We start from the raw sequence: 10,517 nt of genomic DNA, 5'->3' as shown, positions 1-10,517 counted from the left end.
GCCCCTCTCGGAGGACCCCCCCCCCGGGGGGGGGGGCGCCCCCCCCCCCCCCCCCCCCGCGTTCAGTTCGGCCGCTCGGACCGTCAGACGCTCAGACGGTCAGCACGAGCTTGCCCGTCGTCGAGCCGGACTCGATCAGCCGGTGCGCCCGCGCGGCCTCGGCCAGCGGGAACACCCGGTCGACGTGCACCCGCAGCCGGCCCTCCTCGGCCAGCGCGGCGAGGGCGCCCAGCCCGACGTGGTCGGGTTCGGCGGTCACCGCGCTGAACTCCAGCCCGCGCCCGGCCGCTCCGGCCGGGAGCGCCGCGTCGTGCAGCTCCACCACGGTGACCAGCCGGCCGCCCGGGCGCAGCACGTCCAGCGAGCGCACGGCGGTGTCCCCGCCCACGGTGTCGAGCACCACGTCGGCGTCCTTCACCTCGGTGGTGAAGTCCGCCGCCCGGTAGTCGACGACCTGGTCGGCGCCGAGCCCGGCCACGAACGCCTGCTTGGCCGCGCTCGCCGTGGCGATCACCTCCGCGCCGCGGGCCTTGGCGATCTGGACGGCCAGGTGGCCGACGCCACCGCCGCCCCCGTGCACCAGGACCCGGTCCCCGCGGCCCACCCCGGCCGCGTCCACCAGCGCCTGCCAGGCGGTGAGGCCGGCGAGCGACAGCCCGGCCGCCTGCTGGTGGTCGAGCGCCGCCGGCTTGCGCACCAACTGCCGTGCCGGGGCGGCGACGTACTCCGCGTAGCAGCCGGCCTCGCGCGGTATCAGCGGCATGCCGCACACCTCGTCGCCGACCGCGAACCGCGTCACCCCGGGGCTGACCGCCTCGACCACGCCGGAGACGTCCCAGCCGAGGACGAACGGCGGCTCGCCGAGGAACGGCACGCCGCCGGAGCGGACCAGGGCGTCGATCGGGTTCACCCCGGCCGCCCTGACCCGCACCAGCACCTCGTTCACCCGCAGCCGCGGCCGCGCCCGCTCCGCCGGCTCCAGCACCTCGGGCCCGCCGAAGCGGCGTTGCGTGACCGCGCGCATGGCCGCTGACGTCACGGGGCGTCCGCGATCAGCTCGTCCAGGTCCGCCCCGGCGGGCACGGCCTGCGCGACGTCCCAGTGCTCGGCCAGCCGGCCGTCCGCGATCCGCCACAGGTCGGCGGTGATCACCGGCGGCGCTCCGGGGGCGACCCGCACGACGTTGTGCGTCCAGACCTGGTCGCCCTCGGCGATGATGCGCACGATCGTCAGCGAGAACTGCGGGAACGGGATGCCCGCCTGCTCCCGGAAGGTCTCGACGGTGCGGTCCCGGCCGACGCCGACGCCGTGGTGGTGGTTGACGAAGTCCTCGGCGAGCAGCTCCCGCGCCCGGTCCCAGTCCTTGTCGTTGTAGAAGGCGTCGATGAACCCGGTGACGAGCTCCTTGTTGGCCTTCAGACCGGCGTCGGCCGTCGGGCCGGCGGCTCCCTCGGTGCTCATGTGCTTCCCCTCCCCGGTCCCCAGGACCCGGTCACTTGATTCCGACGACGATCGAGTCCGGACCGACCAGGTGCTCGGTCCAGGTCCGGGAGAACCCGGCCTCGGTCATCCACGCGGTGCACTCGGCGGCGGTGTAGCCGAAGCCGCCCTCGGTGACCGCCAGCATGGTCAGGCTCATCAGCAGGGCGAACGCGTTCTGCGACCGGTCGTCGTCGATCAGCGAGTCGTAGACGACCACCGCGCCGCCCTCCGGAAGAGCTTCCCACGCCTTCCGCAGCAGGACCTTCTTCTTCTCCAGATCCCAGTTGTGCAGGATGTGGCCGAAGGTGATGACGTCGGCCTTCGGGAAGGGGTCGGCGAAGAAGTCCCCGCCGGTGAAGGCCAGCCGGTCGCCCAGCCCGTGCTCCGCCGCGTACTCCTCGAAGACCGGGCGGGACTGCGGCAGGTCGAAGCCGGTGCCGGTGAGGTGCGGGTTGGCCTTGAGCACCTGGACGGCGAGGTCGCCCTGGGCGGTGCCCATGTCGGCGAGCACCTGGTAGTCCGACCAGTTCACCTGGGTGGCGATCCGGGTGTTGGCGACGTGGCTGATGCCGGTCATCGACGCCAGGAACTGCTTGAGCCGCACCGGGTCCGCGTAGAGGGCGTCGTAGGTGTCCAGCTCGCTGTCGCGCGACTCGTCGTGCGGCTTGCCGGTGCGCAGCGAGTCGGTCAGGTTGTTCCAGATGCCGAACAGCCGGCCGTTGGCCATCTCCAGCAGGCTGCCGTGGTGCAGGTACTCCGGCTTCGCGCGGTCCAGGAAGGCGTCGGTGTCCGGGGTGTTGCGGTAGACGCCGTCCTCGCGCAGGAGGAGGCCCAGCGCCACCAGGGTGTCCAGGAAGTCCCGGGTGCCGCGCGGGTGCAGGCCCAGCCGGGCGCCCAGCGTGTCGCCGTCGGCGGGGGCCTTGGCCAGTTCGGTGAAGACCCCGAGCTCGACGGCGCTCAACAGGGTCTTCGACGACTCGAAGCCCAGGCCGATCTGCAGGATGAGCTCGGGGGAGGGGGTGGTGGTCACGGCTGCTCCTCGGTGGTCCGGGTGGTCCGGGTGGTCCGGGTGGTCCGGGTGGTCCGGGTGGTCCGGGTGGTCCGGTGGTTCAGGGGGTGTGCGGTCCGGCGGCGTTCAGCGGGTCTGCGCGAACAGCCGGGCGGCGGGCTCGAACTGGAGCGCCTGGTGGGTCGCGATGGCGTTGACGTCCCGCCACAGCCGCTGGAGCGGCCCGTCGGCGACCTGGCCGCTGGTGCCGGCCGCGCGGTAGAGCCGGTTGACGGCGGTGACGAGGGTGTCCACGACGAAGGCGCTGTCCCGGACGTTGCGGGCGGTCTCGGCCGGGGTCGGGGCCCGGTCCGCGTCGGCGAGTTCGGCGACCCGGCCGAGCAGCAGCCCGGCCGCGTCGATCTCGGCGGCGGAGCGGGCCAGCAGCATGTCGTAACTGGCCTGGTTGCCGGCCGCGCCGGGGATGCCGGGTACGGCGGCGGCCCGGCTGCGGCCGCCGAGCGCCTCGGTCACCAGGGCGAGGGTGCCCCGGGCGGCGCCGAGTGCGGGCGCCACGAAGGTGAGGCCGTTCACGGCGGGCAGCGGCGCCAGCCCGGCCACCGGGGGCACCGCCGCCGGGTCGGCGGGGCGGCCGGCGAAGGCGGCGGCCCGGTCGGCGATCCGGGCCGCCGGCACGAACACGTCCTCCAGCACGGCGGTGTTGCTCCCGGTGCCCCGCATGCCGACGCTCGACCAGGTGTCCTCGACGCGGCACTGCGAGCGCGGCACCACGGTCAGCAGCAGCCGCTGTCCGCCGTCGGCCGCCGGCACCTTCGCGCAGACGATGACCCAGTCCGCGTGGTCGATGCCGCTCATGTAGGGCCAGCGACCGGTCACCCGCAGGCCGTCGCCCTCCGGGACGGCCTCGCCGAACGGGATGACGGAGGCGATCACCGCCGCGTCCGGCCCGTCGGCCCAGACCTGCGCCTGCCCCTCCTCCGGGAAGAACGACAGGAAGCGCGGGGAGCCGGCGAACAGCGAGGCGCACCAGGCCGTCGCCGGGCAGGCCGCGCCGATCACCGGCACGGTGTCCAGGAGTTCGCCGAAGCCGCCGGCCCGGCCGCCGAACCGCACCGGCGTGAAGTGCCGCATGAAGCCGGCCTCGGCGATCGCCTTCACGGCGTCGGGGCCGATCCGGCGGGCCCGGTCCGTCTCCTCGGCCAGCTCGCCGGCCTGCCGGGCGATCGAGCGGGCGGCGGCGAGCCGCCGCTCCGGGGTGTCCTGCATGGCGTTCCCTTCCCTCGCGGTGGGTGGTGGTTCGGCGGGGCCCGGTGCGGTCGGACCAGGTGCGGTCGGACCGGGTGCGGTCGGACCGGGTGCGGCGGTCACCGCGGCTCGTAGTCGGCCGGGTCGACCGCCCGGGTGCGCGCCCAGTACTCCTGGGCCGAGAAGGGCCAGTTGACGGCGGAGCGGCCGCCCTCGTTGTACCAACCGGCCACCCCGGTCCAGCCCCAGGAGCGCTCGGCGTTCGCGCCGTCGACCCACGCGTTGTACCCGTCGTGGACGTCGGCCCGGACGGTGAGGGCGTCGCGCCCGCTCGCCAGCAGCAGCCGGATCGCGTCGAGCACGTACCCGACGGCGCACTCGGAGAAGTAGACGATGCTCCCGCCCTGGCCGACCAGGTTGGTGTTCGGCCCGTACAGGCAGAACAGGTTGGGGAACTCCGGCACGGTGATGCCGAGGTAGGCCCGCGCTCCGCCCCGCCAGGCCTCCCGCAGGTCCAGCCCGCCGCGGCCGGTGATCCGCATCGGCGCCAGGAAGTCGGAGGCCTCGAAGCCGGTGGCGTACACGATGACGTCGACGTCCAGCCGCTCCCCGCCCGCGACGAGTCCGCCCGCGGTGACCCGCTCCAGCGGCGCCGTCACCAGCCGGACGTCGTCCCGCCGCAGCGCGGCCAGCCAGCGCCCGTCGTCGCGGAGCACCCGCTTGGCGCCCACCGGGTAGTTCGGGACGACCAGTTCGCGCAGCTCGGGCGCGTCGGCCAGCTGGGCCTCCATCGAGGCCAGCAGCGCCGCCCGGAGCTGCTCGTTGCGGGCGGACACGGCCCGTTCGGTGGGCGGGTGGTCGTGGTCGACGATCCAGCCCTCCAGGATGCCGTGCAGCCCCGGCGCGAACAGCCAGAACCGGTACCACTGGGCGTAGTACGGCAGGTGCTCGAAGAGCCAGGACGCCCCGGCGGGCATCGGCTCCCGGTAGTGCGGGGTGGGGCGCATCCAGGGGGCGTTGCGCTGGAACACCAGCACCTCGGCGGCGGTTCCGGCGAGTTCCGGCACGAGCTGGTAGGCGCTGGCCCCGGTGCCGACCACCGCCACCCGCTTGCCGGCCAGGTCCACCGAGTGGTCCCAGGCGGCCGAGTGGAAGGCCGGCCCGGCGAACGACTCCCGCCCGGGCAGGTCGGGCAGCCGCGGCCGGTTCAGCTGGCCGACGGCGCTCACCACCGCGTGGTGGCGCTCGACGGCGGTGCCGTCCGGCCCCGCGACGGTGACGTACCAGCGCGACTCCTCGTCCGCCCAGCGCAGTTCGGTCACCTCGGTGCCGAAGCGGATGTGCTCGGCGACCCCGGAGGTCTTCGCGAAGTCCCGCAGGTACTCCAGCACGGTGTCCTGGCGGCAGAAGTGGTCCGGCCAGTCGTGCCTGGGCGCGAACGAGTAGTTGTAGAGGTGGCTGGCCACGTCGGTGCGGCAGCCCGGGTAGGTGTTCTCGAACCAGGTGCCGCCGAGGTCGGCGTTCTTCTCGTAGATCACGTACGGGATCCCGGCCTGCGCCAGCCGGTGGCCGGCGAGCAGGCCGCTGAACCCGGCGCCGACCACGACCACCCGGAAGTCGGTGCCGGGGCGCAGCCCGTCCGCCGTCCAGCGGGGTGCCTTGGGGTCGGGCCCGTGGCCGGGCAGCACGAGTTCCTCGGCGAGCAGCGGCACCAGGTCCCCGGTGTCGCGCTCCATCGCCCAGGAGGTGATCGCCCGCAGCAGCTCGGGGCCGGGCGGGGCGGGCGGGCCGGGCGGGGCGGGCACGGCGCCCGCCGCGCCGTCGCCGTCCCGCAGCCGGGCGAGGGCCGCCAGGGCGCTCTCCCGGGCCTCGGCCGCGCGTTCGGGGCTCAGTCCGCCCTGGGGGGCGAACAGCCAGCCGGGTGCGCGCAGGTCGTCGCGCAGCAGGGAGAGGTCGCCGGTGAGGTGCGCGACGGTCATCAGCAGCGCCGGTACGTCGGCGTCCGCCAGGTGCCGGCGCAGGGTCGCGTCGTCGGCGGTGATCGGTCGGGCGGTGTCCGCCATGGCAGCTGCCTCCGGTCTCAGGACGTCGGGGCCAGCGCGGCGAACCTGCGGTCGACGTAGACCACCGGCGCGCCCTCGGCGGCGAGCGTCTGGCCGACCACCTCGCCGACCAGGATGGTGTGGTCGCCGCCGTCGTGCCGGCTGTGCACGGTGCACTCCAGGGTGGCGAGGGCGTCCGCGACCACGACGTTGCCGCGGTCGGTGCGCAGGAAGCCGCCGCCGCCGAACTTGCGGGCGGTGCGGTCGGCGAAGCGCAGCGCCAGGTCGGACTGGTCCTGGTGCAGGATGCTGATCGCGAAGCGGCCCGTCCGCGCGAACACCGGGTGGCAGGTGGCCGACTTGGCCACGCAGGCGAGCACCAGCGGCGGCTCCAGCGACACCGAGCAGAACGAGCTGATGGTGAGGCCGTGCGGGGTCCCGTCCCGGTCCGTGGTGGTGGCGATCGTGACCCCGGTCGGGAACCGGGCCATCACGTCCTTGAACTGGTCTGTCATCCGACTCCGCCCCGTTCGAACCCGATTCGTCACGCGCGCCGCCCGGGCCGTCCGGCCGACGGCGGGCTGGGCACGACGTACAGCCTCCGGGCGCTGCCTCGATTGCCGCTCGAACCCCGATCGAGGGGATCCGGGCGGCGGCCGGACGCTCCAGCCGGGCTCAAGCGGTCCTCGAACCCGGGCGGAGAGCGTTCCGGGAGCCGCCCGCCCGACCGGCTGCGGCCGGTCCCGACCCTGGAGCAACCACCATGGACCTGACGTCCGAACTCGTGTCGGCCGCCCGCGAGACGGGCGCACTGGCGGCGCAGCGCGCCGACCGGGCCGAGGCCGCCCGCCGACTCGACCCCGAGGTGGCCGGAGCGCTGGTCGCGGCGGGCTTCGCCCGGCACTTCGTGCCCAAGGCCTGCGGCGGCGACGAGGGCACCTTCCTCGACCTGAACCGCGCGGTGAGCGCGGTGGGCGAGGGCTGCACGGCGACGGCCTGGTGCGCGTCGCTCTCCGCCCACGTGTCGCGGATGGCCGCGCACCTGCCCGCCGCCGGCTGCCGGGAGGTCTGGGCGGACGGCCCGGACGCCCTGCTGGTCGCCTCCCTGACGCCGCTCGGCACGGCCCGCCGGGTGCCCGGCGGCTACCGGCTGGACGGCACCTGGCCGTTCGTCAGCGCGATCGACTACGCCGACTGGGCGCTGCTGGCCGCCATGGTGCCGGCCGAGGACGGCGGGCAGCCGCAGGCCCGGGTCCTCGCGGTGCCGCGCGACGCGTGGCGGACCGAGGACACCTGGCAGAGCGTCGGCATGGCCGCGACCGGCAGCAACAGCGTGACGGTCGAGGACGTCCTCGTCCCGGATGCCCGGTCGATGAGCCGCGAGGACCTCTTCACCGGCCGCGCCGCGGACTCGGACGCGCCCTGCCACGCGGTGCCGATGCAGGCCACCACGATGATGTTCGCCACCCCCGCCCTGGGCGCCGCCAAGGGCGCGCTGGCCGCGTGGACCGGCTCCGTGACGCCCAAGATCAGGGCGGCGGCGGCGGCCGGGCCGCGGCAGGCGCACGCCGGGATGCCCGCCTTCAACCGGGCCTCCTACGACGTCACGCTGACCCGCAGCGCCACCGAGATCGACGCGGCCGAGCTGCTGCTCGAACGCGCCGCCCGCACCGCGGACGCGGCCGGCGCGCTGAGCCCGCTGCTGACCATGCGGAACTGGCGGGACTGCGCGATGGCGACCGAGTCGATGGTGGGCGTCGTCAACCGGCTGTTCCGCACCATCGGCACCACCGGCCAGTCCGTGCGCAGCCCGCTGCAGCGCTTCTGGCGGGACGTCAACTCCCTGGCCGGCCACCAGGGCCTCCAGGTGGAGTCCGCGTCGGTCGCCTTCTCCCGGCAGGTCATCGCGCTCTGACTCCCCGGCCTCTCACCGGCCGGCCCTTCACCGGCCCGACCCCTCACAGGAGGACACCCCATGACCGTCAGCCGGCGGCAGGTCCTGCGCTCCACGACCGTCCTGACCACCACCGCCCTCGCGGGCACCGCCCTGGCCGCCACCGGCCTGGTCGGCACCGCCGCGGCCGACCCGGGCGGGGGGGGGGGCGGGGCGGGCGGGGGGGGGGGGGGGGCCCCCGCCCCCCGGGGGGGCGGCGGCCCCCGCGGGGGCGGGGGGGGGGGCGGGGCGGCGGGGGGGGGGGGGGCGCCCGGGGCCGGCGGCGGCCCGCGCGCCCCCGCCCCCGGCGGGGGCCCCCCCCCGCGCCGCCGGGTGCTCTGGCGGGACGACTTCGCGAACGGCTTCTCGACCGACGGGCCCGGCGCCCGCTGGGCGTTCCTGCCGTTCGGCCCCACGATCGGCCGCGACGGCGTCGCCACCACCGACCGCCGGGGCCTGACGGTCGTCTCCGGCGCCACCAACCCGGGGACCGGCGAGCCCGCCTTCGCCATGACCGTCGGCCCGAACGACCCGAGCGGCTTCCCCGGGAGCATGGACCACGTCAAGTGGCTGGCCTACCCGAACCACCAGGCCGCCTCCGGCGTGCTGGGCTTCGACGCCGAGCCGGACACCGAACTCTCCGGCGAGGCCGTCCTGTCGGCCTCCTCCTACGGCATGGCCGGCCACCCCTTCGGCGCCGCCGTCCTCGACCCGGCCGACGACCTCCGGCTGGCCGCGCCGGCGATGCCCGTCCAGGACCTGGAGACGGGCGTCGCCTTCGACTTCTTCCTCACCGACCGCGGGATCTACGCCGGGTACGAGCGGCTGCCGCACAACCGCCCGCAGCTCGGCGACTACGCCGCCTTCCTCTACGCGGTGCCGGTCGCCCGCCGCTGCCCGTCCGAGAGCCACCTGCTGCGGATCTCCTACGACCGCTCCCGCGGCCTGGCGACCTGGTACCTGGACGGCCGGGAGGTGTTCCGGGTGGACCGGATCGGCTACCGGCTGCCGGCCGGCCGCCGGCACATGCTGCTGGACCACGGCGGCACCGAACAGCTCGTGGCGCCGCGCCAACTCGCCTTCGGACTGGGGATGTTCAACATCCTGGACGCCGCGAGGGCGGGCCGCCCGGGCTCGGGCCTGGTCCGGCTGACCCCCGAGGCGGACCACTACCTCGACCCGGCCGTCGACACCCCCGCCCCGCAGCGCTTCGTGGACGACGCCGCCCTGCCGGGCAGCCGGCTGTGGGGCCAGGGCACCGCCCTGCGGGTCGGCGGCTTCACCGTCTCCGGCCGCCGCTCCCCGGGCGGTGCCGCGTGAGCCCGACCACCGCCGAGCTGCTGGTCGGCGGGTGGCAGCTGGACTCCTACCTCACCGAGGACGACGGCGGGTTCCGCGAGGGCCCGCTCGGCCCCGCACCGCGCGGCCTGCTGATCTACTCGGCCGACGGCCGGGTGTCGGTGAGCATGATGCGCACCGACGGCCCGCCGGCCGGCCCCGGCCGTTTCATGGGGTACGCGGGCAGCTGGCACCTCGTCGAGGACGACGGTGCCCCCGGCACCCGGGTGGTCCACGACGTCGCGGTCAGCTCCCACCCGTACATGGTGGGCAGCCGGCAGCTGCGCGACCTCACCCTCACCGGTGACGTGCTCACCCTCGCCGGCTCGGCCGGAGCGGCCGGCGGCCCGTCCGAGCGCCGGGTGCTCACCTGGTCCCGTACGACCGGGGGCACCGCGTGAGCTACGCCTTCGACCCCGAACTCGCCCCGCTCGTCCCGCGCCTGCGGCCGCCCGACTACCGCCGCCCCGAGGCCGCGCGGACCACCATGCGCGCGATCATGGCCGCCCAGACCGCCTACCGGCCCGAGCGCCCCGTCGAGGTCGCCGACCGCCGCGTCCCGGTGCCCGGCGGCCCCGAGCTGACCGTCCGGACCTACCGGCCGCTCGACCGGCCCGGCCCGCTGCCCGCCCTGCTCTTCCCGCACTGGGGCGGCTTCGTCACCGGGGACCTCGACACCCCCGAGATCGCCGCCACCCGGATCGCCGACCGGGTCGGCGCCCTGGTGGTCTCCCCCGACTACCGGCTCTCCCCCGAACACCCGTACCCGGCCGCCCTGGACGACTGCTACGCGGCGCTGGAGTGGCTGGCCGCCGAGGCGCCCGCGCTCGGTGTCGACCCCGACCGGATCGGCACCGCCGGGTACAGCGCGGGCGGCGCGCTGGCCACCGCCGCCGCCCTGCTCGCCCGCGACCGCGGGGGCCCGGCCCTGCGCTTCCTCTACCTGCTGTTCCCCCAGCTCGACGACCGGCTGGAGACGGTGTCCGCCCGGGCCTTCACCGACACCCCGATGCTGGACCGGCCCAACCTGGAGCTCAGCTGGCGGCACTACCTGGGCGGCGCCCCCGCCTCCGGCTACGCCGCACCGGCCCGCGCCGAGGAACTGGCCGGCCTGCCGCCCGCCTTCGTCGGCGTGTGCGAGTACGACCCGCTGCGGGACGAGGGCCTCGACTTCGCGCTCCGGCTGATCCGGGCCGGGGTGACGACCCAACTCGTCCACTACCCCGGGACGTTCCACGCCTCGATCGGCATCGACTCGGCCGTCTCCCGGCGCATGGTCGACGAGCAGCTCGCCGTCCTCCGGCGGGGGCTCCTCGACTGACCGCCGCGCGGGGCGTTCCGGACGGGCCAGTGGGCCCCGGGCGGGCGGGCCGGCCCGCGGGCCCCCCCCCGCCCGCCCGCCGGGGGGGGGGGGGGGCCCCCGCCGGCCGCCGGTGACCCCCCGGCGCCGGGGGCGCGCGCGGGGCCC

Annotated in this window: 10 protein-coding genes; 4 read left to right on the top strand and 6 right to left on the bottom strand. The window is 76.0% G+C overall.

The features are described from left to right. Window positions 1–91: 91 nt before the first annotated feature. From ACFWXO_RS33940 to ACFWXO_RS33915, 6 genes are all read right to left on the bottom strand, one after another. Window positions 92–1,024, bottom strand: coding sequence for an NADP-dependent oxidoreductase (locus tag ACFWXO_RS33940; RefSeq protein ID WP_380528813.1), 933 nt, complete (start codon window positions 1,022–1,024; stop codon window positions 92–94). Window positions 1,025–1,035: 11 nt separating this feature from the next. Continuing rightward, the gene (locus ACFWXO_RS33935) at window positions 1,036–1,461 is read right to left on the bottom strand and encodes a nuclear transport factor 2 family protein (protein WP_375895202.1); all 426 of its coding nucleotides are present in this window, start codon (window positions 1,459–1,461) and stop codon (window positions 1,036–1,038) included. Between the two features lie 31 nt (window positions 1,462–1,492). After that, entirely contained in the window at window positions 1,493–2,512 is a 1,020-nt protein-coding gene (locus ACFWXO_RS33930) for a methyltransferase (protein WP_380528795.1), read from the bottom strand. Between the two features lie 105 nt (window positions 2,513–2,617). Next, window positions 2,618–3,757: a hydrolase gene (locus ACFWXO_RS33925; RefSeq protein ID WP_380528794.1), complete on the bottom strand. Its 1,140-nt coding sequence runs from the start codon at window positions 3,755–3,757 to the stop codon at window positions 2,618–2,620. A gap of 98 nt (window positions 3,758–3,855) precedes the next feature. Then, on the bottom strand, window positions 3,856–5,799 hold the full coding sequence (locus ACFWXO_RS33920; protein WP_380528792.1) for a flavin-containing monooxygenase: 1,944 nt from the start codon (window positions 5,797–5,799) through the stop codon (window positions 3,856–3,858). A 17-nt stretch (window positions 5,800–5,816) separates the two neighbouring features. Further along, a complete protein-coding gene (locus ACFWXO_RS33915; protein WP_375895191.1) occupies window positions 5,817–6,293 on the bottom strand; it encodes a flavin reductase family protein in 477 nt (158 codons plus the stop codon). A gap of 248 nt (window positions 6,294–6,541) precedes the next feature. On the opposite strand from ACFWXO_RS33915, the gene ACFWXO_RS33910 reads away from it, so the two are divergent. From ACFWXO_RS33910 to ACFWXO_RS33895, 4 genes are read left to right on the top strand one after another with little or no spacing between them, the layout of a single operon-like run. Beyond that, entirely contained in the window at window positions 6,542–7,693 is a 1,152-nt protein-coding gene (locus tag ACFWXO_RS33910; protein WP_380528791.1) for an acyl-CoA dehydrogenase family protein, read from the top strand. A gap of 60 nt (window positions 7,694–7,753) precedes the next feature. Beyond that, window positions 7,754–9,031: a DUF6081 family protein gene (locus ACFWXO_RS33905; RefSeq protein ID WP_380528789.1), complete on the top strand. Its 1,278-nt coding sequence runs from the start codon at window positions 7,754–7,756 to the stop codon at window positions 9,029–9,031. Then, on the top strand, window positions 9,028–9,450 hold the full coding sequence (locus ACFWXO_RS33900) for a lipocalin-like domain-containing protein (protein WP_380528787.1): 423 nt from the start codon (window positions 9,028–9,030) through the stop codon (window positions 9,448–9,450). Before ACFWXO_RS33905 ends, ACFWXO_RS33900 begins: the two co-directional genes overlap by 4 nt. Then, window positions 9,447–10,370, top strand: coding sequence for an alpha/beta hydrolase (locus ACFWXO_RS33895; protein WP_380528785.1), 924 nt, complete (start codon window positions 9,447–9,449; stop codon window positions 10,368–10,370). Before ACFWXO_RS33900 ends, ACFWXO_RS33895 begins: the two co-directional genes overlap by 4 nt. Window positions 10,371–10,517 lie beyond the last annotated feature (147 nt).

The organism is Kitasatospora sp. NPDC059088 (assembly GCF_042738155.1).
Taxonomy (GTDB): Bacteria; Actinomycetota; Actinomycetes; order Streptomycetales; family Streptomycetaceae; genus Kitasatospora.
Note: the sequence above shows the minus strand (reverse complement) of the source record. Positions and strands in the feature narration are given on the sequence as shown.

Excerpts from the sequence above, each read along its gene's own strand:
- ACFWXO_RS33940 (WP_380528813.1), bottom strand. The coding sequence starts at position 1,024 with ATGCGCGCGGTCACGCAACGCCGCTTCGGCGGGCCCGAGGTGCTGGAG.
- ACFWXO_RS33935 (WP_375895202.1), bottom strand. The coding sequence starts at position 1,461 with ATGAGCACCGAGGGAGCCGCCGGCCCGACGGCCGACGCCGGTCTGAAG.
- ACFWXO_RS33925 (WP_380528794.1), bottom strand. The coding sequence starts at position 3,757 with ATGCAGGACACCCCGGAGCGGCGGCTCGCCGCCGCCCGCTCGATCGCC.
- ACFWXO_RS33920 (WP_380528792.1), bottom strand. The coding sequence starts at position 5,799 with ATGGCGGACACCGCCCGACCGATCACCGCCGACGACGCGACCCTGCGC.
- ACFWXO_RS33915 (WP_375895191.1), bottom strand. The coding sequence starts at position 6,293 with ATGACAGACCAGTTCAAGGACGTGATGGCCCGGTTCCCGACCGGGGTC.
- ACFWXO_RS33910 (WP_380528791.1), top strand. The coding sequence starts at position 6,542 with ATGGACCTGACGTCCGAACTCGTGTCGGCCGCCCGCGAGACGGGCGCA.
- ACFWXO_RS33905 (WP_380528789.1), top strand. The coding sequence starts at position 7,754 with ATGACCGTCAGCCGGCGGCAGGTCCTGCGCTCCACGACCGTCCTGACC.